Origin of the sequence: Flavobacterium fluvii, assembly GCF_900129545.1 — a bacterium.
GTDB classification, from domain to species: domain Bacteria; phylum Bacteroidota; class Bacteroidia; order Flavobacteriales; family Flavobacteriaceae; genus Flavobacterium; species Flavobacterium fluvii.
The window spans coordinates 1-24,351 of sequence record NZ_FQWB01000001.1; the positions used below are offsets into that span (position 1 = coordinate 1).

24 protein-coding genes are annotated in these 24,351 nt (G+C 34.8%); 4 read left to right on the forward strand and 20 right to left on the reverse strand.

The annotated features are described in order from the left end of the window. Positions 1–561 precede the first annotated feature (561 nt). Together BUC16_RS00005 and BUC16_RS00010 are read right to left on the reverse strand one after the other, a co-directional pair. Entirely contained in the window at positions 562–1,797 is a 1,236-nt protein-coding gene (locus BUC16_RS00005) for an ABC transporter permease (RefSeq protein ID WP_073366985.1), read from the reverse strand. Between the two features lie 100 nt (positions 1,798–1,897). Further along, on the reverse strand, positions 1,898–2,392 hold the full coding sequence (locus BUC16_RS00010; protein ID WP_073366986.1) for a YkgJ family cysteine cluster protein: 495 nt from the start codon (positions 2,390–2,392) through the stop codon (positions 1,898–1,900). 92 nt (positions 2,393–2,484) lie between these two features. Here BUC16_RS00010 and BUC16_RS00015 point away from each other — a divergent pair, with 92 nt between their 5' ends. After that, positions 2,485–3,189, forward strand: a complete 705-nt coding sequence (locus BUC16_RS00015) for a class I SAM-dependent methyltransferase (RefSeq protein ID WP_073366988.1) — start codon at positions 2,485–2,487, stop codon at positions 3,187–3,189. 56 nt (positions 3,190–3,245) lie between these two features. On the opposite strand, the gene BUC16_RS00020 is transcribed toward BUC16_RS00015, so the two are convergent. The 9 genes from BUC16_RS00020 to BUC16_RS00065 form a co-directional block, all read right to left on the reverse strand. Beyond that, the gene (locus BUC16_RS00020; protein ID WP_073366990.1) at positions 3,246–4,403 is read right to left on the reverse strand and encodes an aminotransferase class V-fold PLP-dependent enzyme; all 1,158 of its coding nucleotides are present in this window, start codon (positions 4,401–4,403) and stop codon (positions 3,246–3,248) included. A 55-nt stretch (positions 4,404–4,458) separates the two neighbouring features. Beyond that, on the reverse strand, positions 4,459–5,142 hold the full coding sequence (locus BUC16_RS00025; protein WP_073366992.1) for an energy transducer TonB: 684 nt from the start codon (positions 5,140–5,142) through the stop codon (positions 4,459–4,461). Positions 5,143–5,144: 2 nt separating this feature from the next. Beyond that, a complete protein-coding gene (locus BUC16_RS00030; RefSeq protein WP_073366993.1) occupies positions 5,145–5,777 on the reverse strand; it encodes a 7-carboxy-7-deazaguanine synthase QueE in 633 nt (210 codons plus the stop codon). A gap of 111 nt (positions 5,778–5,888) precedes the next feature. Then, a complete protein-coding gene (locus BUC16_RS00035; RefSeq protein ID WP_073368591.1) occupies positions 5,889–7,556 on the reverse strand; it encodes a tetratricopeptide repeat protein in 1,668 nt (555 codons plus the stop codon). 16 nt (positions 7,557–7,572) lie between these two features. Then, a complete protein-coding gene (locus BUC16_RS00040; protein ID WP_073366995.1) occupies positions 7,573–8,493 on the reverse strand; it encodes a PstS family phosphate ABC transporter substrate-binding protein in 921 nt (306 codons plus the stop codon). Between the two features lie 247 nt (positions 8,494–8,740). Further along, on the reverse strand, positions 8,741–9,535 hold the full coding sequence (locus BUC16_RS00050) for an energy transducer TonB (protein WP_073366998.1): 795 nt from the start codon (positions 9,533–9,535) through the stop codon (positions 8,741–8,743). Between the two features lie 40 nt (positions 9,536–9,575). Continuing rightward, entirely contained in the window at positions 9,576–10,130 is a 555-nt protein-coding gene (locus tag BUC16_RS00055) for an ExbD/TolR family protein (protein WP_073366999.1), read from the reverse strand. Positions 10,131–10,149: 19 nt separating this feature from the next. Next, complete coding sequence (locus BUC16_RS00060; RefSeq protein WP_073367001.1) at positions 10,150–10,758, reverse strand: ExbD/TolR family protein; 609 nt, start codon at positions 10,756–10,758, stop codon at positions 10,150–10,152. A 79-nt stretch (positions 10,759–10,837) separates the two neighbouring features. Then, positions 10,838–11,656 (reverse strand): MotA/TolQ/ExbB proton channel family protein, encoded by an 819-nt coding sequence (locus BUC16_RS00065; protein WP_073367002.1) that lies wholly within the window; start codon positions 11,654–11,656, stop codon positions 10,838–10,840. A gap of 371 nt (positions 11,657–12,027) precedes the next feature. On the opposite strand from BUC16_RS00065, the gene BUC16_RS00075 reads away from it, so the two are divergent. From BUC16_RS00075 to BUC16_RS00085, 3 genes are read left to right on the forward strand one after another with little or no spacing between them, the layout of a single operon-like run. After that, a complete protein-coding gene (locus tag BUC16_RS00075; RefSeq protein ID WP_073367005.1) occupies positions 12,028–13,548 on the forward strand; it encodes a helicase HerA-like domain-containing protein in 1,521 nt (506 codons plus the stop codon). 40 nt (positions 13,549–13,588) lie between these two features. Then, on the forward strand, positions 13,589–13,957 hold the full coding sequence (locus tag BUC16_RS00080; RefSeq protein ID WP_073367007.1) for a DMT family protein: 369 nt from the start codon (positions 13,589–13,591) through the stop codon (positions 13,955–13,957). Positions 13,958–13,960: 3 nt separating this feature from the next. Then, positions 13,961–14,326 (forward strand): cupin domain-containing protein, encoded by a 366-nt coding sequence (locus BUC16_RS00085; protein WP_073367008.1) that lies wholly within the window; start codon positions 13,961–13,963, stop codon positions 14,324–14,326. A 17-nt stretch (positions 14,327–14,343) separates the two neighbouring features. Here the strand turns inward: BUC16_RS00085 and BUC16_RS00090 are convergent, their stop codons facing one another. The 9 genes from BUC16_RS00090 to BUC16_RS17835 all read right to left on the reverse strand — a co-directional run bounded on the left by BUC16_RS00090 (position 14,344) and on the right by BUC16_RS17835 (position 24,350). Next, a complete protein-coding gene (locus BUC16_RS00090) occupies positions 14,344–16,731 on the reverse strand; it encodes a penicillin acylase family protein (protein WP_073367010.1) in 2,388 nt (795 codons plus the stop codon). Positions 16,732–16,974: 243 nt separating this feature from the next. After that, positions 16,975–17,388, reverse strand: a complete 414-nt coding sequence (locus BUC16_RS00095) for a YMGG-like glycine zipper-containing protein (protein WP_073367012.1) — start codon at positions 17,386–17,388, stop codon at positions 16,975–16,977. A 167-nt stretch (positions 17,389–17,555) separates the two neighbouring features. Continuing rightward, positions 17,556–18,605 carry a tRNA preQ1(34) S-adenosylmethionine ribosyltransferase-isomerase QueA gene (gene queA / locus BUC16_RS00100; RefSeq protein ID WP_073367014.1) on the reverse strand — a complete coding sequence of 350 codons (1,050 nt, stop codon included), beginning with the start codon at positions 18,603–18,605 and terminating at the stop codon, positions 17,556–17,558. 150 nt (positions 18,606–18,755) lie between these two features. Then, positions 18,756–19,979: a 3-phosphoshikimate 1-carboxyvinyltransferase gene (aroA, locus tag BUC16_RS00105; protein WP_073367015.1), complete on the reverse strand. Its 1,224-nt coding sequence runs from the start codon at positions 19,977–19,979 to the stop codon at positions 18,756–18,758. 80 nt (positions 19,980–20,059) lie between these two features. Further along, on the reverse strand, positions 20,060–20,386 hold the full coding sequence (locus tag BUC16_RS00110; protein ID WP_073367017.1) for a nucleotide pyrophosphohydrolase: 327 nt from the start codon (positions 20,384–20,386) through the stop codon (positions 20,060–20,062). Between the two features lies 1 nt (position 20,387). Then, positions 20,388–22,355 carry a DUF3858 domain-containing protein gene (locus tag BUC16_RS00115; protein ID WP_073367018.1) on the reverse strand — a complete coding sequence of 656 codons (1,968 nt, stop codon included), beginning with the start codon at positions 22,353–22,355 and terminating at the stop codon, positions 20,388–20,390. Between the two features lie 4 nt (positions 22,356–22,359). After that, entirely contained in the window at positions 22,360–22,605 is a 246-nt protein-coding gene (locus BUC16_RS17825) for a DUF3858 domain-containing protein (RefSeq protein ID WP_244534309.1), read from the reverse strand. A gap of 21 nt (positions 22,606–22,626) precedes the next feature. Further along, positions 22,627–23,556: a transglutaminase domain-containing protein gene (locus BUC16_RS17830; protein ID WP_244534310.1), complete on the reverse strand. Its 930-nt coding sequence runs from the start codon at positions 23,554–23,556 to the stop codon at positions 22,627–22,629. A gap of 200 nt (positions 23,557–23,756) precedes the next feature. Beyond that, complete coding sequence (locus tag BUC16_RS17835) at positions 23,757–24,350, reverse strand: DUF3857 domain-containing protein (protein WP_244534311.1); 594 nt, start codon at positions 24,348–24,350, stop codon at positions 23,757–23,759. Position 24,351: the final 1 nt, after the last annotated feature.

Here is a 24,351-nt window from a genome sequence, read left to right on the forward strand (position 1 = left end):
ATCAGTTTGCCAGTGTTTATAAGAACTTCTGCGTCATTGCGGGTGCAAAAGTAGTCACTCTTTTCGATTAAACAATACCTTTTCCAATCTTTTTTAAAAGTATTTTTTAACCCTCTGGTTTTTCGGGTTTTACAACACCACTTTTTTGGATGTTTCTGGATTTACAATGGGACCTTTTGGAGATTTAGACCGTTTTGGGGCGTTTGGACCCAAATCAAACGCCGACAAAGACAAATTCACCAAGAAAAATCAGCCACCAAAACGGATTTTTCTTCTCCAAAATAGTCCTAAAAGACGATTCGATCACTATTGCACGCAGATTTTGCAGATTCTCGCAGATTGAAAAACCCAGAAAAGAAGCGAATTTTTATAAATTGGTTTCTTTTCTGGATTGCTTTTCGATGCTATGAGAAGAATGAACCGATTTCCTATATATACATTAAAGGAGAAACGTCTTTACAAAAACAACTGCCCTAGCCCCGATAGTAGTGAAAATCCTTGTGTGCCGGCTTTCGGCACAAAAGATTGCAACGGATAGCGGGAAATAGCTCCAGAAAAAATCTAATCGAAACGAATGGCTTTTACTGGAGATATTTTGGTTATTATATAGGAAGGAATTAATAACACCAAGAAACAAACCGTGATGGTAAGTAAATTCAAAAGCACAATATATCCCCAGTTAAGATAAACTGGCGCTTGGTTGACGTAATAATTCTCGGGATTGAGTTGGATGATTCCAAAATACTGTTGAAGTAGCAACAAGGAAATTCCGATTAGATTGCCCCAAAACAGTCCTCTTATTATAAGGTAGAGGGCGTTGTAGAGAAATGTTTTTCGGACTGACCAGTTGTTTGCACCCAATGCTTTTAATATTCCTATCATTTGGGTGCGTTCGAGAATGAGTACCAATAATGCGACTACCATATTAATAGTCGCTACCAGAATCATTACTGCCAATATAATGATGATATTGAAATCGAAGAGTTTGAGCCATTCGAAAATGTAACTGTATTTTTCGATTATGGTTTTGGTGTCTAATGTTGACGATGTTTGCTCATAGACTTTTTTGCCTATTGCTTCTATATTATTGAAATCGTTGACAAAAACTTCGAATGCTCCAACTTCGTTTGGCTTCCATTTGTTCATTCGTTGAATGTGACGAATGTCTCCTATTATATAGGTAGCGTCGAATTCCTGAAATCCAGAGTTGAACAGTCCCGTGATTTTGAATCTTCTACTATTGGGTAATTGGTTTTGATCTTCCTTTATAAAAAAGGTATTGAAGGAATCACCTACTTTTAGGTTTAACCTGTTTGCCAAAAACTGGGAAATGACTACTTCCTGATCGATTCCTTTTGAAAAATCCGGCAATTTTCCAGAAACGATGTACTCCTTTATATTATTCCATTGGTAATCTGTCCCGACTCCTTTGAAAATTATTCCTTCGAAAGCGGTTTCGGTTCTAATGATTCCGGCTTTGCTGGCAATGGCCTGAATATGGGTTACTTCAGGAACTGAATTGAATTTTGGGTAAAAATCCTGTTTTTTGGAAATAGGAACGAGTGTCACTTCGGATTGATTGTTATCGTAATTCGAAATAATAACGTGTCCATTGAAAGCTGAAACTTTCTCACGAATTTTTTGTTGCAGTCCAATTCCTGTTGCCACTGATACAATCATCATAATCATTCCGATGGCAATAGCAGAAATTGCAATTTTTATTATTGGTGCCGATATACTGCTTTTATAATGTTTAGCAGTTATGAGTCGTTTGGCTATGAAATATTCTAAATTCAATTTGGTATGGATTTGCTTCGCTTATGTCAAAAGTACAGTTTAAAGGCTAATTGGTAATTATCAAGCTATAGAATTTTATAAAATCAGGACAGTTTTAATTTTACAAAGGCATTTTCTTCTTCATTTCTTCTACAATATTAAAAGCTGCTGGGCAAATCGCAACGTTTTTCAAAGTCAAATCAGAAATTTGCTGAAACTTTTTTCTGTCGGTGTGTGGAAATTCACGACAGGCTTTTGGACGAACGTCATAAATAAAACAAGTATTGTCGTTATCCAAAAAAGTACAAGGCACACTTTGCAGTACATAATCTTTGTCCTCGTCTATTCGTAAATATTGGTCAATAAATTGTTGTGGCTTTTGTCGCAGGTGTTTTGAAACACGTTCAATGTCGGCAGAAGTAAATAATGGGCCTGTGGTTTTGCAACAATTGGCACATTGTAAACAATCTGTTTTCCTGAATTCAGCATCGTGCAAATCCTGCATTATGTAATCCAAGTTTTTTGGAGCCTTCTTTTTCAGCTTGTCGAAATACTTTTTGTTTTCGATATGCTTATCTTTGGCTTCTTTAGGAAGATTGTTTAAAATTTTGTCCATTTGTGGATTTGGTTATTCGTTTGTTCGAAAAATCAGACTGCAAATTTACTCAAATCAAATAAACAATTACCCAAATTAACATATCAACTAAAATGAAAGACCTTTTCGGAAAAGCCATACTCGATTTTCAAACCAATAATTCTCCCGAGGATTTAATTACCGAAACGTCCATTTCTGAAGCTGACGAAATGAGTGTTGGGTATCTTTTTCGAAGCTATGACGAAATGCCAAAACTAGAACAAAAAGCATTGCAATTGGCAAAAGGAAAAGTTCTTGATGTGGGTTGCGGAGCTGGAAGTCATAGTCTGACTTTGCAAAATGACCGTAATCTTGAGGTAACTTCGATAGATATTTCTCCAAATGCTATTCAAACTTGTAAGCTTCGGGGGTTGAAAAATGTCAAAGTTCAAAATATACTGACATTGGAAAATGAAAAATTCGATACCATTTTATTATTAATGAATGGTACCGGAATTTTTGGAACTTTGAAAGACACTCCTCTATTTCTCCAAAAACTAAAATCCTTATTGAATCCTGGAGGTCAAATCTTGATTGACAGTTCTGATATTATTTATATGTTTGACCAAGATGAAGACGGCGCATACGAAGTTCCTGCCAATGGTTATTACGGAGAACTGACTTTCACTGTGTCTTATAAAAACGAAACCGAAGAAACTTTCCCTTGGCTTTATCTTGATTATAATACTTTGCAAAATGCGGCTTTCGCCAATGGTTTACAATGTGAATTGATTCTGGAAGGAGAACATTACGATTATTTAGCGAGACTTTTTATTTAGAAAAAAGATGAAAGATGCTAGATGAAAGACATGAAAGTGGGGATTCTTATTGAATTTTATATTTCAATCAAATCCGTTGTCACAATTATATCTTGCAAAGCTCTGTATAAAATATCCAAATCTTCCTGAGAATTATAGGCGTTTATAGAATAGCGTATAAAATAATTTCCGTTCAGAGGCATTACCGGAATTTCGATTTTGTATTTATTGAAAAGTAATTCTTTTAATGCCAGAGGATTCGAAGTTTTCACAGGAACACTTGCCATTTGCACTAAAAATTCATCCGTAATTGGACAAATAGGTTTTGTATTAAGCAAATCGCAAAAACGCTGGTAATTATTCAAGACTATACTTCTACATTCTTTTGCTTTGGTTTTCCAATCATTTTCTTCAAGAAAGTCAATCACTTTTGGCGCACATAGAAATGCCGAAATATCTCTTGTGCCTTGAAATTCCTGATAATCTAAAAACTGGCTTTCTCCTGGACTAACACTTTCATAGCCCCAACCGACTATTAACGGATCCAACATTTCCTGAAAACTCTTTTTTACATACAGAAAAGAACTTCCTTTTGGAGCCAACATCCATTTGTGTAGCGTTCCAGTATAAAAATCAGGATTCAATTCCGTGATATTCAAATCCATTTGACCCGTAACGTGTGCTCCGTCAATAATGGTAATCAATCCCAATTCACGGGCTTTATCGCAAATTTCCTTTACAGGAAAAATCAAAGCCGTAGCACTTGAAATCTGGTTTAGGAATATAATTTTAGTTTTTGAAGTGTACCCGTTCCAGAATTCTTCCAATATTTGTTCTTTCGAAACTACTGGAAGTGAAATGTTTTGGCGAATGTATTTGGCTCCAGATCTTTTGCAATAGAAATTCCAGGTTCTGTCCATTGCTCCATATTCGTGATTTGTACTGAGAATCTCGTCACCTTCTTTCAAATCCAGACTTCGCATAATCGTATTGACTGCAAAAGTTGGATTGTGTGTAAAAAAGAAATCATTGGCATTGCAACCAATATACTTGGCCAAACTTTCTTTGGCTATTTTTAAATATGCTGCCTGTTTTTTTAAAATGAAATAAACGGGTTCATTTTCCAATTCCAATTGAAAACGTTGGTATTCCTCAAAAACTGGTTTTGGACAAGCACCAAAAGAACCGTGATTTAAAAAGGTAATGTTGGAATCGAGAAGGAATTGGGATTTCATTTAAAATTGATTTTTTGTAAATATAAAAAATCCCAAACAAAGTTTGGGATAAAAATTATCTAGAAGTTATATTAATTGGCAAACTAAAAGTACATTTAACAGGCTTTCCATCCAGTTCTGCGGGTTTCCATTTCGGACACATTTTCAAAACACGAATTGCTTCTCTTCCTGTTCCGTACCCTATATCTCTTAAAACTCTAATATCAACAAGACTTCCATCAACATCAACAGCAAAAGTCACATAAACTTTACCCGCCAATCCTTCTACTTTAGGGATTTGGTAATTTTTGGCAATAAATGCGTATATTCCATTCATTCCTCCTGGAAATTCAGGCTTCGATTCAATTGGGTTTTGTATCGAAATTGGCAAACTATAAGAACATCTAACTTTTCGACCATTTTGCACTCCCGGAATCCAATTTGGACATTTTGACAAAACTCTTATTGCTTCTTCTCCCGTGCCATAACCTATTTCTTTCAAAACTTTAATTTCTGTAACACTGCCGTCTTTTTCAATTATAAAGCTCACATAAATTTTGCCTTTTAATCCAGGAGTCGGAGGAGATTTGTAATTTTCGCCAATGAATTTATAAAACTCTTTAATTCCTCCAGGGAATTCGGGTTTTATTTCAATTCCGGCAGTATCATAAAGATTGTCGTTTGAAATAATTGGTGTTTCTTGGGCTGAAACTATCCGAATGACAAAAAAAGCTAATATTACGTATAGTAAGTTCTTCATATTTAAGGAATGTTCAAGTATTTATGCGTCTGCAACGATACTCTCCATTTTGGATTATTCATTACATAATCAACAATAAGCGGTGTCATTTCTTCTTTTTTGCTCCATTCGGGTTGGAGGAATAATATGGCGTTTTTATTGACTTTTTCGGCTTGTTCTTCGGCGAAAACAAAGTCGTGTTTGTTGTAAATAATCACTTTTAGTTCGTGGGCTTTGTCATAAACAGTTTGAGTCGGCAATTTGTTTTTCTTTGGCGAAAGACAAATCCAGTCCCATTGTCCGCTAAGTTCGTAAGCTCCCGAAGTTTCAATATGCACTTTCAGATTTTGATCTTTTAGCTTTTGTGTCAACAAAGTCATATCCCAAGTCAAAGGTTCGCCTCCTGTAACCACGACAGTATCGGCATATTTACTGGCATTGGCTACAATTAAATCAATACTTGTTGGCGGATGCAATTCGGCATTCCAGCTTTCCTTTACGTCACACCAATGGCAACCCACATCACAACCGCCAATTCTTATAAAATAAGCTGCTGTTCCTGTATGAAATCCTTCACCTTGAATAGTATAAAATTCCTCCATCAAGGGAAGCATTGCTCCTTTGTTAACTTCTAATTGTATTTCTTTTGATAACATTTCTTTAATTTAAAAGTGCAAAGATAGTGAATTTAAAACGTTGAGCTCTTCACATAAAAAAACCGATAGCTTTTTAAAACTATCGGTTTTGTATCTCAAATCAAATTCTGCTTATTTCAACAACTTCAATGATTCAGTTGCATAGCTATTTGTAGGATCTAAAGTAAGTGTTTTATTAAAATATTCCGCTGCTTTCACTTTATCTGTATTGGCATAACTGGCTGCAATAGTATTATAAGATTCTATAATTCTCTTTAATACTGTTGGTTTTGCCATTTCTTCAGGGCCTTTTTCAGCAACTTTAGCGACGTATTCTTCATAATATTTTATAGTCATCGGATCATTTCCCATCAAACTATTTGTTCTTCCTCTATAAAAATAGCCATCTAAATAGGTTGGAGAAGCCACTGTTACTTTTTCAAAAGCCAAATCCGCTTTTTGCAAAGCTGCTGCATCAGGAATTACGTCTTTTTTGTTATTGGCATAATAAACTGACAATCCGTAATAGATATTATCCTCTACATAATTCTTAAACTCGGGATCTGTCGTTCCAATTTCAAATATGGCGGCAGCCTCTTTGAATAATTTCAAAGTAAAGATTTTTTTACCAACCTCATTCAATTCTTCTATAATCGAAGGCTCCATTTCTACAGCTTTCTTAATGTCGGCCATACCTGAATCATACAAAACTGGATCAATTGACAATCCGTCAGCACTCAATCCTTTTTTAAATTTAGCTGTACCTAAATACAAATAGTCTTTTGAGATAACTTTATTATTTGGATTAGCAATAAAACTCTCCAATGATTTAATTGCAACTTCAGCATTTCCATTTTCATAAGCTGAATATCCTAAATAACGAAAGATTCTAGGATTTACCTTGTCCATCTCAATCATTTTATTGGCCTCGATTTCAAGAGCTTTATAATCTTTCACAAGAACAAGAAAGTCAGCGTGACGCATTCTAGAGTGCAATGACTGATCTGTAAGGCTTAAATATTTTTCATAATATTTAATGGCCGTTTGCATGTATTCCTCAGATTTCGAAGGCTTGTTTCTTCCCCATTTGTAATAGGTCTCAGCCATTTCTCTGTAAACCGGCCCGTAATTTGGGTTGATGGCAATAACCTCATTTAATGCTTTTATGGCTTCGTCATAAGATTTGGCTCCTTTCAACAAAACACCTAATTGCATTTTTGCTCTTAAAAGTGTAGGGTCAATTTGGAATGCATTTCTATAAGCCACATAAGCATCATTTTGATTCTTGTCACTATTATAAGCATCTCCTAGCGCTAATTGAACATTTGCATCATTAGGATTAATTTCTTTAGCTTTATTTAAGACTTCAATCGCTTTTTTGAAATTAGGTTTTGTAGAATAAGTATAAGCTCTACCAATAGCTATCAAACCTTCAACATCTTTCTTTTTCGCATCTTTAATGGCTAATGCGAAATTTGCTTCTGCACCAACTGTATTTCCTTTGTCCAAATCTATTACCCCTAAGCCAACATAATTCAGTTTAGCACCATCAGTACCTGCCAATCCCTTGTCATAAGCAATTTTTGCAGAATCTGTTTCTGATTGGATAAGATACACATTACCTAATAAAAAATTGGCTCTTCCATCTATTGGACTAGCTTTAAGTATCGACTTCAACATCGATTTTGCATTTTCATACTGCTCTCCATCAATCGCCTTTCTTGCTTGGGCTATATCTTGTGCATTACCAAAAGATACCGAAGCCATAAAAGCAACACTAAAAATTTTAAATTTATTCATCGATATTATATTAATTTTATTTTTTTTCATTACTAATTTCATTTCTAATAATAATTTTTCTTCCTGGAACCCTTGCAGGCATCAATCCTGATTTCAAAATAATTCTTTGTCCGATGTCCCCGGCAACGAATGAAGCAAACCCCATTCCTAATCCTGAATATCCTTGACCATTGATAATATACAAATCACGTGCCAAAGGATATTTTGCTTCAGCTATATTGTTTTGGCTTGGTGCATAATATTTTTTTCCTGAAATAGCTTTAACGCTCAACACATTTACTTTATCCACAAATGGCTGCATTTCCGGCATCGGTTGGGTCAACCAATTTAACCCCAAAACACCAATCATTCCTTTATTTTGGGCAACAAACTTAATTACCTCATCATTTGTTTTAAATGAATAAACCCCTTTTTCAGGAATTGATTTAATCCCTGCCAAACTATTCATGTAATGTACCGTACTTGAATTTGGGTCATCAAACACAAGTCCTTTAATCTTGGAACTTGTTTTGCCTTGCATAAACTCAACTACTTCTTTTAAATCAATCAAAGTGTCATTATTGCTTTTGTTTGAAATAAAGACAATTGCGTCGGTCGCAAATTTAGTGATTTTTGGAGTAATTTTTTTTTGCGAAAAGATTTTATTTTCCTCATCCGTCAAATTCCTTGTCAAAACAGCTATTCCCGACTTTGCATTAAATAAAGAAAGAACTATTTCTGATTCTGATTTTGAAACCAATTTGATTTTAGCATCATAACTACTTTCAAAAACATCTACCTGATCCTCCAAAATTGGAAATAATGTTTCATCAACAAAAACTGTCGCCGAGCCTTTTAATATGGATTCTTTATTTGCAATTTTCTGTCCTTTTTGATTACACATCACAAACAAGAAACTAACAAAAACAAGAACAAAAACCTTGTTCATTTTACGCATAACTAATCTTCATTTGAATTTAAAAATCTAAAAAACCTCAAGAAAGAATAAACAATCAAAACAATACCAAAAGCGACTCTATATTTAAACGCCATAATCAATGGAAAATTATTAGAAAAAATATTCTCCCAAAAAATAAACATAAGACCCAAACACAAATATAGAGAAAAAAACAAAATTCCTATAACGAGAAGAAATCGCTCTTTGGGCGATTTCTTCTGAAAATTATTTAACGAATTTTTTAACATTATTCCGTTTTTATTGCAATTGGCAAACTGTAAGTACATCTTACTTTTTTCCCGTTTTGCTCTCCTGGACTCCATTTTGGACAAGCTTTCAATACTCTAATAGCTTCTTTTCCAGTTCCGTAACCAATATCTCTAAGCACTTTGATATCCGTTAGCGAACCGTCTTTTTCAACCACAAAAGTAACATAAACTTTCCCATTAAGACCTTCTTCGTCAGGGAATTGGTAATTTTTCTCAACAAATTTATAAAACTTTTCGATTCCTCCTGGAAATTCGGGTTTTACCTCGATACCTGCAGTGTTATAAACCGTATTGTCTTCTTCCACAACAGCTTCAGTTCCATGTCCAGTAGGCATGTCAACAGTTAATTCTGCATCTGGATTTCCTTTGATGGCTTCTTTACCAATGTTTTTATCTTTAAGATCTTCAACCTTTGCAATCTCTTCAACTACATCCTCTGCTTTCGCCACTACCGGTTTCACAAATTTAACTTGATCTACTTTTGGTGCAGGTGGAGGAGGTGGTGGAAGATTTGGATCTTTCGGTTTTTCCTTTTTAGGAGGCATCTTCACAGTTCTAATCTTCGTATCTATGGTTACGTCCTCACTGCTATCTGGAATCATACGGATAAGTGTCGGTATGCTAACAAGAAAAGCAAAAACCAATGTTCCAATGATAAAAGATCTTACCGTGTTTTTGGTAATTGATCTCCTTAAATCATAAGCACCATACTTTTTATTACGTCCTTCGAAAACTATTTCAAGCCATTGATTTTTTAATAAATCTAATTTCATATTTCTTAATTATTAGGTTATTGGGTCATAAGAATGCTTCTTATTTTCCTTCTAACAATTTTAATTCCGCTGGTGAAAAATCGTTTACAATGGCATAAGTTGGCACTTCAACAATCCCCATTTCATCTAATATATCAACCAAGTTTCGGTAATTCGATTTTTTACCTGGTTTGATAATCACAATCATTCCTTTTTTAGGATCTCCAGTATATTTCAAAACAGATGCTTTTCTATTCAGCAATTCTTTACGAATACCCTCTTTACCATAAGTAAAATCTTTAGGCGTACCCCCAGCAACTGGAGTTTCCAACAAACCTACATAACGAACCAACTTGTTGTCTTTTCCCAACAAGATAGTCATGGTACGGTTTTCATCTACTTTTATGTCTACATTTTTATCATCATCTTTTTCTTTATCGGGCAATCCCAATTCCATCGCTTTTGGTTTAGACAAGGTGGTAGTCAACATAAAGAACGTAATCAGCAAGAAAGCCAAATCCACCATGGCAGTTAAATCTACCTTTGAATTTTGCTTTTTACTCCTTACTTTTTTATCCTTACCACCGCCACCGTCGCCTGTATTTAATTCAGCCATTTTAGTGTGTATTTTTTAATTAAAAATTCTTTCCTCTTAAGCCAGTAACTAAACTAAAGCTGTTAACTCCTTGGTCTTGCAAAATATCCATCACTTTTTTAATAGAAGGATATTCTTCTTTGGAATCTCCTTTTATGGCAATTTCCAATTCTTTGTCATTGATGTCTATATTAGCCTGACGAGCAATTTTAAGCCAGTCTGCTAATTGATTATCAAGCGAATCTTTTGGAATACCTGGTTGATCCGCTTTAATCCTATCAGCACTTTTCATTTCGATGATGCTTTTAAGACTTGCAATATCAACCCCAAAACCTTCCATTAATGAAAATTCAGTTTTGTTTTCATCTGTAAATTCTAAACCATATTTTTCAGCCATTTTTTCAAGAGTTTGAATACGAACTTCTTTCCCTTTTATGTCAAAAAATACTTTTCCTTTACCGATAGTCAAAGTAGCCAAATTTGACTCTGGCAACTTCGATTGTACAGTCGATGCAGGCATATCTACAGGCAGTGCTTCCGGTACTTTGGCCGTGGCGGTCAAAATAAAAAAAGTAAGCAAAAGAAAAGCCACATCACACATAGCCGTCATATCAATAGACGCTGCTTTTTTGGACGTTTTTACAGCCATTAATTTTAAATTTAAATCAATAAGAATACAAAGCGATTACACTTAAGTATAACGCATTATCCTTAAAAATTATTACTAATTATTTTTGAGTCCCTCTGAAGTGTCTGTAAGTATTCACGATTGTATTACCAGCCTCATCGATAGAATAAGTCAAAGTATCAATTTTTGAAGTAAACAAGTTGTAAACAATAATCGCCAAAGCAGAAGTAGAAATTCCTGTAGCTGTATTAATAAGTGCCTCAGAAATACCATTTGCCAACATCGCTTGGTCTGGAGTTCCTGAACTAGCCAATGCACCAAACGCTTTAATCATACCAGTTACAGTTCCCAACAATCCTGCAAGAGTTCCCAAAGAAACTAATGTAGAAAGAATAGTCATGTGTTTTTCCAACATTGGCATTTCAAGAGAAGTGGCCTCTTCAATTTCTTTATGGATAGTTTCTGCTGCAGCTTCGCTATCTAATCCTTCTTTTTTAACGTCTTGGTATTTAACCAAAGCTGATCTAATTGCATTAGCAACAGAACCTTGTTGTTTGTCACAAGCCACGATTGCTCCGTCGATATCACCAGTTTTGATGCTTTTTTGAACATCAGACATAAATTTGTCAAGATTTGCTTTACCTGCTGCTTTTGAAATTACTGCAAAACGCTCAAATGAAAATACAATCACCATTAATAATAATCCCATCAAAACTGGTACAATTGGACCTCCTTTGTATACCATTGCTAAATAATTTCCTGGAAGTGGATGACCAGTATTTACTCCTCCTTCAAAATTTGCTCCATCTCCCATAATGAATGTCCAGATCAACCACCCTGCAAAAATACAAGATACAATAATGATTGCTGAAATCACTCCTCCTAAACCTGAACCACTTTCTTTTTTAACATTTGCCATTTTCTTAATTTTTAATAATTTTAATAATTTATTTTTTTGTTATAAAAAACTTTGTTGAAGAGCAAATTTATATTTTTAGTTGAAATAAAAAAACTTTTTTTAATATTATTCCAATTAATTTAACTTTACTCAAAAAAAGTCAATTTCCCGTTTTTGCATTAAAATCAAAAACTTGACGTTAATCACAATTTTTACAATAAAAATAGCATTTTTAGGTTTTAAATAAAGTGTATTTTTAACACTTTTTAAAAAATAATTAAATTCAAATATTTTTATTTTCCCTAATATAAAAAGCCTACTTTTTAACAAAAACCACCTGTTTATAAGTGTAAAAAATAATATCTTGCAATACATTCTAATCCAAAACAATTATGAGCAGTAAAGAAGATTTCATAAAACAAATTAATGACGGCTATCTTTCAAAAGGAGAAAGTCTAATTCTTGGAAGCGCATTACTCGACGGCGATGTTTTGGGCGATGCCCAAATAAAAGTTCCCTTAAAAACCCTAAACCGTCACGGATTGATTGCAGGAGCAACCGGAACAGGAAAAACCAAAACCATCCAGGTGCTATCCGAACAACTATCATCATTTGGAATTCCAGTCTTGATGATGGACATCAAAGGAGATTTTAGCGGCATTGCCAAAGAAGGAGAAGAAAAATCATTTATCACGGAACGTCACGCCAAAATCAACATCCCATATAAAGTAGCCAGTTTTCCGGTAGAACTAATGACTTTATCCGAACAAAACGGTGTTCGTCTTCGTTCGACCGTTTCTGAATTTGGCCCGGTTCTTTTTTCAAGAATTCTCGATTTGAATGACACCCAAGCTGGCGTGATATCCGTAATTTTCAAATATTGCGACGACAACAAGATGCCCCTTCTGGATTTGAAAGACATCAAAAAAGTAATCAATTATATAACCGAGGAAGGAAAAGACGAAATCGAAGAAAGTTACGGCAAGATTTCAACTTCGACAACGGGGACAATTCTTAGAAAAATAATCGAACTCGAACAACAAGGAGCCGATTTATTTTTTGGAGAAATGTCTTTTGAAATAGATGATTTAATGCGCATTGACGAAAATGGTAAAGGATACGTCAACATCATCCGCTTGACGGATATACAAGACAAACCCAAACTGTTTTCGACATTTATGTTGAGTTTATTGGCCGAAATCTACAATCAAATGCCCGAAAAAGGAGATGCTGACCAACCCGAATTGGTTATTTTTATTGACGAAGCGCATTTAATTTTCAAGGAAGCCAGCAAAACCTTGTTGGAACAAATAGAAACCATCGTAAAACTGATTCGCTCCAAAGGCGTTGGAATTTATTTTATAACCCAAAATCCAATGGATGTCCCGAGTGGTGTTTTAGCACAATTAGGGTTGAAAATTCAGCATGCCTTGAGAGCTTTCACGGCCAATGACAGACAAGCCATCAAGCAAACGGCAGACAATTACCCTTCATCTGATTTTTATAAAACAGATGAATTATTGACCAGCCTCGGAATTGGCGAAGCATTGGTTACTGCCTTGAGTGAAAAAGGAACTCCAACTCCACTTGCCGCAACAATGCTCCGTACACCAATGAGCAGAATGGATGTTTTGACGGAAAGCGAAATTCAGGAAATCAACGGCAAATCGAAATTGGTTAAGAAATACAGTGAGCTTATTGACAGAGAAAGCGCTTACGAAATGCTCAACAAAAAAATTGCTGTTGTAGAACAGGAAGTTGCCCAACAACAGGAAGAAAAAGCGGCCGAAAAAGAAGAAAAGCAATCTGGAGAAACTACAGGTGCAGTAACTAAATCCGTCATAAAAGTGCTGACCAGCGCCACATTTATTCGAGGTGCTTTTAGTGTTTTAAGCAAATTGTTGAGAAAATAACTCCAATGGCAAAAATCAATTCCAATACTATTCGTTTTAAATGAAAGGATACGCAACAATAGGATTACTCATATTATCAAATGTATTCATGACCTTGGCTTGGTACGGGCATTTGAAATTCAAGGAACTCAAATGGTTTGAAAACGCCGGATTGATAACCATTGTCCTCATCAGTTGGAGTTTGGCATTATTTGAATATTGCTTTCAAGTTCCGGCAAACCGAATAGGTTACGAAGGCAATGGCGGCCCATTTTCCTTGCTACAACTCAAAGTGATTCAAGAAGTGATTACCTTGGTCATCTTCGTGGGTTTTTCGTTGTTGTATTTCAAGAATGAAACCTTCAGATGGAATCATTTTGTTGGGTTCGTATTTTTGGTCTTGGCCGTTTATTTTATATTCAAAAAATAAAAAATGAAAAAATATTTTATCCAAAAAGCTCCATTCGTCGTTCCAACAACAGATGGAAAACTAATCGAAGAACATCACGGAATTCCCACCACGAAAAATCCAGCTATTTCCATAGCACACATGATTGCGCCTCCGCATTGGAAAGAACCGTTTCAAACTCCGGAATTTGAAGAATACACTTATATCATTTCGGGTAAAAAACAATTCATTATCGAAGACGAAACCGTTATTCTCGAAGCAGGACAATCCATTAAAATAGAAAAAAACACTCGTGTACAATACTCCAATCCTTTTGAAGAACCTTGTGAATACATAGCCATTTGCACACCTGCTTTTGATTTCACGAAAGTGCATCGGGAAGAAGAATAAATTAACGATAAAACCATTTATTCCGGAAGGAAAACCAACTTTGCTGAAGTCTTGATGATTTCTTCCTTGTTCAATTTCATTTTCCTGAACTTTCCTGAATTGTACATTTCTGCTTGATCTTTATAATGTTTGCTAAATGGATTTCCGGATTGTCCAGTGGGCAAAATACTCATACTGTTTTCTATATCTGAAAAATCAATAACTCTTCGAGTTGAAGGCCCAGCAGTCACAGCATAGTTTCCATCATCGTTAAAACTAAACACCAAATTATTGATTACCTCGTTGGAACCCGGAACTTCAAAAGGGCCAACATTAAAAAGTCCTCTCAACGCTGCAACCTTCCCTAATGGATGCTGGTGTTCCAGAGAATGAACTTTATTCCAAGTCCATTTATTTATGTCTTTTCCAAGTTGCTTTTCAAGGGATGCAATTGCTTCGTGAAAAGAATTGGAAAGAATATCAGCCCTTGACTCTTTTTTGTTTTTTGTTGTCACATCATCCCACCAAATCGAGTTTTCATTTTTACTTTGCGGCTCAATAATTTGTTTAAAAAGATGAATACTTAAAAGCATTTTAAAATCCGTTTCTCCCAGCTCGTCTTGAAAAGTATTTTTCAAATAATCGTTAATCCATTTATTGTAAATAACCGGTGCCAAATCTTTTAAATCATTCGAACCCTTCCATTTTTTTAAAATAAAAATTGCCTTTTTTTCATTTTCCGAAAGCGTTTTTTGCTTTATTGTCGAAATCAAATTAGCCACAATAGTTGTTGCTGTCGCAGAGGTATTATCATTCATCATTTGCCCCACCTCTTCTTTTGTCCAGTTATTTTTTGGCTCCAACAATCTCAATATTCTCTTGGCTCTATCTTTCGGCAAATAATAGCCCGGATATAAATAACCATCAACTGCCTCGGGCTGGTTATTGGAAGAATAAATGTAATTCCAGGTTGGATTGATGGCGTGCGGATTCTTGGAGAAATCCAAAAATTCTTTTTTGTCGTCAATGCCGTTGGCACCATTTAAAATAAAATTTGGATTGACGGATTTGTCCAATTTATACAACTTTCCGGAGGTATTCCATGCGATATTCCCTTTGGCATCGCCGTACATTACATTCAATCCCGGCGCGGCGATCAAAGAAACTCCTTTTCGAAAATCCTCCAAATTTCTGGAATGCGAAAGCGAATAAACCGCTTCAAGCAAATGATTGGGCTGTTGGGTATAAATCCAAGACATCGCAACAGGTTTCGTGCCCTTGATTCCATCCAATAAATCATTCATTATTGGCCCGTGTTGGGTTTCTCGTATTTCTAAAACCAAGTCGGTCGAATCTTTAACTTTAATTGTTTTCTTTCTTATTTTATACTCCTGGAATCCGTTTGCCGTCTTGTATTGATTTTTATCTTCTGGATTGTCCTCTTCTTGAAACAAATCGACATCATCGTTCTCGAACATCGTCAATCCGTATGCATACTGGCGATTGTGTCCCAAAAGCGGAAATGGTGTTCCAGCCAAATAACAACCGTAAATCTCATAATCAGGCGTCACAATATGGGCTTCATACCATGTGCAGGGTTGCGAAAAACCTATGTGTGGATCATTGGCAAAAAGAACCTTTCCATTCTTGGTTTTCTGTGGCGCAATAACCCAACTGTTGCTGCCGATAAAAGCCGGAACAGGAGTGCTTTCTAGCAAACTGGTCAACGATTTGGAGATTTTGGCATACTCGATGGCTTTGCCGTCAAAGTTTTTGATTTGGGTAGTTCCCAATGAACCGTCCAAACCAAAATCTTTTAAATATTCCGCACCTAATTTGTCTCGAATTTCGGTCATCAACGGGTCTGTTTTCTGGGCCATTGCAAAACTAAAAGACATGTATCCAAAAATATTATAGACGTCTTTCAAGGTGAATTTGTCTTTCCTTAACCCCAACAATTGAAATTCTATTGGTGTTTTTCCTTCTTCCAAATATTGGTTTATGCCATCAATATAAGCCAAGGCCAGTTGATAAGGCTCCGAGTTTTTATCCAATTTAGCGATTGCTTTTTCGGAGTTTTCGTCAATACCCAAACCTGCGAAAAAAGAATCCACTTTTACTAATTTCGAGCCAAACATTTCCGACAATCTTCCCGGAGCAATACGGCGCATCAATTCCATTTGCCACAAACGCTCTTGGGCGTGCACATAACCCAAAGTTGTCATGGCCTCTTTCTGGGAATCCGCATAAATATGTGGAACACCGAAATCGTCAAAATAGACAGTGGTTTGTTTTTGAATATTCTTTAAATGTAGTTCTCCTTCATATTTTGGCTTTTGAGATAACACATAAACAACAGATCCGATGCCTAAAACAACAACCAACATAAGCAAAACAAGTAATGTGTTTTTTATTCCTTTTTTCATATTGGAAATAATTAAGTAATCTATTTTAAAAATCTAAATTTATTGTTTTAAATCTAATTTTCACAAATGTCCCTAACTAAAAAATCATCATTGAAAATATTCCCTTTTAGCAATGTTTTTTTTTATGAAGAAGTATTACTGAATCTTTGAAAAAATTCTAATATTAGATTGATTTTTGCACAAAAAAAGAGGGTTTGGAATATTGAATTCCAAACCCTCTTTGTCAAAAAAATATTTTTTTTATTATTTTTTGCTGCCATCAATTATGGCTCCTGTTCCGGCTCCAACTCCTGCACCTGCAAGCCCTCCAATTATAGCACCCTGTCCTTTTTTCTTGCTAATGATAGCTCCAGTTGCAGCTCCAACACCAGCTCCTATTACCGCACCTTTCGCCGCTCCACTCCATCCTTTCTTTTTAGCAGGAGTTGTAGTTGTATGGGTCGCAGGTTGATTTATCACGGTTACCTTTTGAGGAATCTCTTTTTCTTCTTTAATCTTTGTGATTTCCAATTGCATGGAATCAATTGTTTTCTGTTTAATGAATTCCGTTTGCATTGAATCTATAGTGGCCTTTTTGGCTTTATCGATATCTGCTTTTTGTTGATTTTGACAAGAAACAAATACTAGGGTCAAAAATATAATAGATAGTGTTTTCATAATTAAAAATTTTAAATTTAATACAAAGTAACACTTAAAAAGAACAATGAGAATTATATAATTTCGTAGTTCCTTTATATAATTTACAGAAAAATCAATTAGTATAGGACATAAAAAAATCTCGCCATTGCTGACGAGATTTTAGATTGCTTCATTCTTCGCAATGACTAGATGATCAACATCGCATCACCGTAAGAATAAAATTTATATTCTTCTTTGATGGCTTCTTCGTAAGCTTTCTTCATTAAATCGTGTCCACAGAAAGCAGAAATCATCATTAATAAAGTTGATTTCGGCGTATGAAAATTAGTAATCATACACGTAGCCACGCTGAAATCGTGTGGAGGGAAAATGAATTTATTCGTCCAACCGTCAAAAGGATTCAAGGTTCTTTGTGAGGAAACCGAGCTTTCTATAGCACGCATGGATGTAGTTCCCACAGCACAAATACGCTTTCTTTTTGCTTTGGCATCATTGACAACGTCACAGGCTTCTTGAGTAATTTTCAACTCTTCGGAATCCATTTTGTGTTTTGACAAATCTTCAACCTCAACCGGGTTAAAAGTTCCCAAACCAACGTGAAGCGTTACTTCGGCAAATTTCACTCCTTTGATTTCCAGTTTTTTCAACAAATGTTTAGAAAAGTGTAAACCAGCAGTTGGTGCCGCAACAGCTCCTTCCTCTTTGGCATAAATCGTTTGGTAACGATCGGCGTCTTCTGGAGTTACGTCTCTGCTGATGTATTTAGGAATTGGAGTTTCTCCAAGTTCTGTCAATTTATTTCTAAATTCTTCATACGAACCGTCATATAGAAAACGTAATGTTCTACCACGAGAGGTTGTATTGTCAATTACTTCGGCAACCAATGAATCGTCATCGCCAAAATACAATTTGTTTCCAATCCTGATTTTACGTGCTGGATCTACCAATACATCCCAAAGTCTTTGTTCTGCATTCAATTCCCTAAGCAAGAAAACTTCGATTCTAGCTCCAGTTTTTTCTTTATTCCCATACAAACGTGCTGGAAAAACTTTAGTGTTATTCAGAATCAGGACGTCACCTTCATCAAAATAATCGATAACATCTTTAAACGTTTTGTGTTCTATCGTTTGTTTTTTGCGATCAATAACCATTAAACGAGATTCGTCTCTGTTTTCTGCTGGAAATTCTGCAAGAAGTTCTTTTGGTAAATTGAATTGAAAATGTGATAATTTCATTTGAAAAAGTTATGGGTTATGGATTATCAATTACGAGTTTTGAGTTCATAATTTTAAATCGTGTGCAAATATACGATTGTGAGATAGGCGTTGTCAAGTGTTTCGAGGTTTATTTTTCTTTTCACCGCAAAGACGCCAAGTCACAAAGCTTTATATTTCAGAAATTTGAAAACCAAGATTTTCCAAATCGTTCCAAAAATCAGGGTACGATTTCGAAACCACTTCGGCATTTTCGACAATGATAGGCACTTTTAAAGCCAATGGTGCGAATGCCATTGCCATTCTGTGATCGTTATAAGTGGCAATTTTTACGTTCGAATTAATCTCCTTTGAAGCGACCAGAGTCAAACTATCATTCGTCACGGAAATATTGGCTCCCAATTTTGTCAATTCAATTCGAAGCGCTTCCAGCCTGTCGGTTTCTTTAATTTTCAACGTATGAAGTCCTGTCAAATGGCAACCAATTCCTAACCCAAGACAAGTCACCACAATAGTTTGGGCAATATCTGGGGTGTTGTTTAAATCAAAATTAACGGATTCGAAATTAAAGTTTGGGGTTTTAACCAAAGTAATTTTATTTTCTTCGAAATGGGTCTCCACTCCCATTTTTGAATAGATTTCGACCAAAGCCGAATCTCCTTGCAAACTAGTTTCTTTGTAACTGCTCAATGCAATGGAAGCTTCATTGGACAAAGCCGCCAAACTGAAAAAGTAGGATGCAGAACTCCAGTCGGATTCCACTGTCATCACTTTCGTTTCCACTTCCTGTTTTGGATATACTTTGATTACATTTCCTTCAAAACTGGTCTGAATATTCAAATCGTTCAGCAATGCCAAGGTCATTTTTATATAAGGGATAGAGGTAATTTCACCCACCAAAGTCAATTCGATACCGTTTTGCAGTTTCGGGGCAACCAGTAACAATGCCGAGATGTATTGACTGCTTACATTGGCAGGAATACTGACTTTATTTGCCGTAATTTTTTGTCCTTTGATTCGAATCGGTGGATACCCTTCTTCTTTTTCATAAGAGATTTGTGCTCCTAATTGTTGCAAGGCTTCAACCAAAACTTTTATGGGACGCTCGGTCATTCTTTGTGAACCCGTCAAAACTACTTCGCGACCTTCGTTCACGGCAAAATAGGCCGTAAGAAAACGCATTGCCGTTCCTGCGTGATGAATGTCAACTATTTCTTCTTTCCCTTTCAATGCTTTTTGCATTACCTCGCTGTCATCAGAATTGGAAGTATTGGCCAAAGTAATATTCGGAAACAAAGCCTGTAACAGTAACAGTCTATTGGTTTCGCTTTTGGAGCCGGTAACAGCAATTTGCGCTTGTAAATCAGATTGGGAAGTTTGTAACAGTAAATTCATTTTAGCTTGGTTGATGGGTAATTGGCGGCAAATTTATTTTAAAAAAAGGATGTACCAAAGCTTTCCCCTGACTTATAACATTATTTTAATTTATCGTTGTTTTTGTGACGGTCTTTATCGCGCACCGATTTCAAGTCCATTTTCTTGTCGAAAGCGGCTTGCAAATCAATTCCGGTTTGGTTGGCCAGACATAAAACCACGAAAACCACGTCGGCCAATTCCTCGCCAAGGTCTTTGTTCTTGTCGCTTTCTTTTTCGGATTGTTCGCCGTAACGACGGGCGATAATTCGAGCCACTTCACCTACTTCTTCCGTAAGTTGTGCCATATTGGTCAATTCGTTGAAATAGCGAACACCGTGTTCCTTGATCCAGGTATCAACGGCAAGTTGGGAGTTTTTTAAATCCATTTTATATCTTTTTTAAAACAATTTTCTCGTTTTGACTTACAATCATCTTATTAAAAAAATCTTTTAACATAATGTAATCAGTAACAGCAAAAACTGGTTTGTTTATTTCTTTTTCCAATTTAATCAATATTTTATCTTCCTTATTAATTACACTCATCGTGAACATTGCTTCTTTATTTTCTAATGCAATCTGCTTTGGTTCTGGCAATGATTCAACAATATATCCGTCTGGTAATTCTAAAGTAACATTATAAATATATCGATGAGGATATCCAAAATATATAGGCATTTCTCTTTCCTCCTGAATGAATGGATTTTTAATATCCGTAAAAAAAAGTATTGGGTTTAAATATATATTTTCTTGTATGACATCGAAAGAATTATTTGATGTAAAATTAAAATTTTCAACAACTGGTTCTGCTAAATTCTCCTTTTTGTTTTTAATCGAATAATCTTTAATTTCAATTTTGTTTAAATCATTTTCTAATCCTTCAATGTATATATCTTGAGGTTTATTTGCATTTATTTCTCTAAAATTAAAAGCAGAATAATCCGTCCTATTTACAGTGAGCTTTCCTTCAATTTTTCCTGAATCAGGTTTTATAGTTGCTTTTAAAGTATAATCGTCATCAGATATAATTGCAGGAATTAATTCAATTGCTTCGGAAAATCCATCTTCCCTGATAAGTCTTCCTTTCCAATTTAAAAGATTCAATGGTAAAATATTAGGAGTTGTAAACCTATTTGTTGCATCCAATAAAATTTTCTCTCCATTAATCTCAGCTGCGGCAATAACATAATTAAAACCAGTTCGATTTGGAAATATAGAAATGCCATTTTCAATTGTACTGACTAAAACTGGATTTACTTTAATTCCAACAGTTTTCAACATTGAAATCAGTATAAAATTTATTTCAGCAACATTACCCGTTCTTTCTTGATACGCCTTTTCAACTCCTTTATCTACATAATATCCCAATTCTTTGTTCCAATTCATTCTATTTTGAACAAACTTAAAAACTATGTTCAAACGCATTTTTGGATCACTTATGTCCTGAAGTAAAACCTTTAAATCTTCAGAGAAATAATCGTTCAGCTTAAGTTCATCACCAAAATTTTTATCTTTATAAATTGTCTTTGCAACTCCCTCCCAAGAGCTTGCATAGTCAACAACTGGACTGTTAGGAAACCTCCCTCTTTTCAACTCGTTTACTATGGACCCTGAATAATTACTTGTATTATCTACAAATTTTTCGTTTTTGAGGGCTGGAATATTTCGAGAATTGCACACTTTGTTAATTTGCTTAAATCCATAAGCATAACGTTTGCCACTATCTATTACTTCTACTTCAGTATCAATTTTGACATTACCTTTAAGCGATGAGCTGTAAATAAAAAATTCTGGTATTTCGGTTCTGTATTCAAAAAAATTAACAGGAATATCAAATTGAAAATCAAAATCCGGAAGCCGAACCACATTTTCTGATTCCAAGACATATTTAAACTCTATAACTGAACCCACTTTTACATTTGGCAAAGTAATAGTGGCTTGGTTCCAAAATTTATTTATTTTAGTGTTGAAAGCACCCTCACTATTTAATTTTGTTTTTACTATTTTTCCATTTTCAAGATTATAAGTTATGGCACTCGAAAATCGAACTTTATCATCATTTAAATTTTCATATCCAACATAATACGAAACTTTTTGATTTGCCCAACTCAAACCTTCTTTTTTATAAATTTTTATTCTGAATTCATATACATTAAAAGTCGAAAAACCTGAACCTTCTGCATATGAAAAATCAGTTTTGCCTTTTTTAAACAATATTGCAGCAACTGCACTTGTATCAATTGTATGGTTTTTTTCTTCCAATTCAGCAATTGAAACCTTTCCAAACTCAAAATTTTGAGCATTTACTTTTAAAAAGGAAATGGCAACCAACATAACAACAAATAATCTAATTTTCATCTGCTTATATTTTTTTGAGAACTATCTTCTCGTTCTGTTTATCAATCATTTGTTGGTAGAAATCTTTTAAAACAGGATAAAAATTTTCAGAAACAATTGCATTGTTTATTTCTTTTGTGATTACAATTTGAATTTTATTCTGCTCTGACAAAATATTAAAAGCAAACAATCCAACATTTTCCCCTGTTGAAATTTTCATCGCTTTTGGGATAGATTCCACAGCATAACCTTCAGGAATACTAATACTCACATTGAATTTTTCTTGTTTTGGCTATCCAAAACAAACTGGAAATTCTCTTTTCTCCTGAACAAAGGGATTCTGGGTTTGGGCGAGAAAAAGTTGTGGATTAATGTACATTTTATCGCCTATAATCTCGCATTGATTGTCGGTCGTAAATGTGAAATTTTCAATCACTGGCTTGGATAAATTTTTACTGTTTTCAATATTATAATTGCTAATCTGTATTCCAGACAAATCATTCTCAATTTTTTCTAGATAGTTATCCTTGTTTATTTCTGCATATTTTTCCCTGAATTTCAAGGCTTCATAATCCGTTCTTTGCACTACATATTTTCCCGACATCCCCCCATTTTTATCAATTGCAACCATCATACTTATCGCTTTTCTGGATTGAGAGTTAGGCACTAATTTAATTTCTTGCGAAGTACCGTCTTGTTTAACCATCCTTCCTGTCCAGTTTATGGTATTCAATGGTATAATGTTAAGTGTGGTATATTTATTGGTTGCATCAAGTAGTATTTGTTTTCCATCAATTTCTACGGCAGCAATTACATAATTAAAAATGGTTCTGTTAGGATATTGAGGAATACCGTGATCTATGGTGCTTAACAACACGGGATTCGCCTCTATTCCTGCAGAATTAAGCATAGCTATCAAAATAAAATTGATTTCTGCCGCATTTCCAGTTCCATCCAGGTAAGCTCGCTGAACACCTTTATCCGTTTGATATCCCTTTTTATTATTCCAATTCATTTTGTTCTGCACAAATTTAAAAATGGCGTCTACTTTATCGACTTTAGCACCTATATTCTCAATAATTTTTTGCAAATCTTGATCAAAATAAGCTCTTTCTTTGAGTTCATTTCCAAAATCTGGGCTCTCATAAATGGTTTTAACAACACCTGCCCAAGTCAAGGAATAATCTTTAACTGGCTCTTGATGAAATTGTGTTTTTTCCAACTCATGAAAAAGTGCGGAACGATAATTTTGAATATTATCAACAAATGGTTCTTCTTTTAAAGCAGGAATATTTTTAACAATATACTTCCTGTTTACTTTATCAAAAGTAACTTCATCTGTTATTGTTGGGCTGTTTTTATCAGTATAAATAAAAAATCCTCTAGCAATTTTTGATTCGGGTTTTATTTCTAAAGGGCCTTTTAAAAGGGCTTTGTAAACAAAAAAACAGGTGTTTCCGTGATATATTCAGAATAATTCACAGGTATCTCATGTTGAAAATTAAAGCTTGGAAATTCAATAATGTTTTCTGATTTTACAACATACTTGAATTCTATGACCGAACCAGATTTTACGTTTGGCATTGCAATAGCAGCTTCTTTCCAATATTTGTTTATTGATGTATTAAAAATCCCTTCACTATTTAGTTTCGTAATGACAACCTTTCCGTTTTCCATATTATACGTATAACAATTGGCAAATTCAACCTTGTCATCATTATAACGCTCATAGCCGACATAATATGACACTTTATAATTTGCCCACTGCAGCCCTTCTTTCTTATATATTTTAATTCTGAAAGTGTTTTCCGTATTGATGCAAAATCCGTTTTTAGCATCATAACTAAAAAAGGTTCTTGCTTTATTAAACAAGATTGCTGCTGCTGCAGTAGAATCAATTGGATTAACTTTTTCTTCTAATTCAGCAATGGAAACTTTTCCCAACTCAAACTTTTGGGCATTAACTTTCGAAAAAGAAGTGGCAACCAACAAAACAACAAATAATTTAATTTTCATG

Bases quoted from the DNA above. Each gene is read 5' to 3' on its own strand.
- BUC16_RS00065 (WP_073367002.1), bottom strand. From the start codon at position 11,656: ATGGCAAATGTTAAAAAAGAAAGTGGTTCAGGTTTAGGAGGAGTGATT.
- queA (WP_073367014.1), bottom strand. From the start codon at position 18,605: ATGAAATTATCACATTTTCAATTCAATTTACCAAAAGAACTTCTTGCA.
- BUC16_RS00030 (WP_073366993.1), bottom strand. From the start codon at position 5,777: ATGTTATCAAAAGAAATACAATTAGAAGTTAACAAAGGAGCAATGCTT.
- BUC16_RS00090 (WP_073367010.1), bottom strand. From the start codon at position 16,731: ATGAAAAAAGGAATAAAAAACACATTACTTGTTTTGCTTATGTTGGTT.
- BUC16_RS00055 (WP_073366999.1), bottom strand. From the start codon at position 10,130: ATGGCTGAATTAAATACAGGCGACGGTGGCGGTGGTAAGGATAAAAAA.
- BUC16_RS00035 (WP_073368591.1), bottom strand. From the start codon at position 7,556: ATGAATAAATTTAAAATTTTTAGTGTTGCTTTTATGGCTTCGGTATCT.
- BUC16_RS00025 (WP_073366992.1), bottom strand. From the start codon at position 5,142: ATGAAGAACTTACTATACGTAATATTAGCTTTTTTTGTCATTCGGATA.
- BUC16_RS00020 (WP_073366990.1), bottom strand. From the start codon at position 4,403: ATGAAATCCCAATTCCTTCTCGATTCCAACATTACCTTTTTAAATCAC.
- BUC16_RS00010 (WP_073366986.1), bottom strand. From the start codon at position 2,392: ATGGACAAAATTTTAAACAATCTTCCTAAAGAAGCCAAAGATAAGCAT.
- BUC16_RS00040 (WP_073366995.1), bottom strand. From the start codon at position 8,493: ATGCGTAAAATGAACAAGGTTTTTGTTCTTGTTTTTGTTAGTTTCTTG.
- BUC16_RS00060 (WP_073367001.1), bottom strand. From the start codon at position 10,758: ATGGCTGTAAAAACGTCCAAAAAAGCAGCGTCTATTGATATGACGGCT.
- BUC16_RS00080 (WP_073367007.1), top strand. From the start codon at position 13,589: ATGAAAGGATACGCAACAATAGGATTACTCATATTATCAAATGTATTC.
- BUC16_RS00115 (WP_073367018.1), bottom strand. From the start codon at position 22,355: ATGAAAATTAGATTATTTGTTGTTATGTTGGTTGCCATTTCCTTTTTA.
- BUC16_RS00095 (WP_073367012.1), bottom strand. From the start codon at position 17,388: ATGAAAACACTATCTATTATATTTTTGACCCTAGTATTTGTTTCTTGT.
- BUC16_RS00015 (WP_073366988.1), top strand. From the start codon at position 2,485: ATGAAAGACCTTTTCGGAAAAGCCATACTCGATTTTCAAACCAATAAT.
- BUC16_RS00085 (WP_073367008.1), top strand. From the start codon at position 13,961: ATGAAAAAATATTTTATCCAAAAAGCTCCATTCGTCGTTCCAACAACA.
- BUC16_RS17835 (WP_244534311.1), bottom strand. From the start codon at position 24,350: ATGAAAATTAAATTATTTGTTGTTTTGTTGGTTGCCACTTCTTTTTCG.
- BUC16_RS00110 (WP_073367017.1), bottom strand. From the start codon at position 20,386: ATGGATTTAAAAAACTCCCAACTTGCCGTTGATACCTGGATCAAGGAA.
- BUC16_RS00050 (WP_073366998.1), bottom strand. From the start codon at position 9,535: ATGAAATTAGATTTATTAAAAAATCAATGGCTTGAAATAGTTTTCGAA.
- BUC16_RS00075 (WP_073367005.1), top strand. From the start codon at position 12,028: ATGAGCAGTAAAGAAGATTTCATAAAACAAATTAATGACGGCTATCTT.
- aroA (WP_073367015.1), bottom strand. From the start codon at position 19,979: ATGAATTTACTGTTACAAACTTCCCAATCTGATTTACAAGCGCAAATT.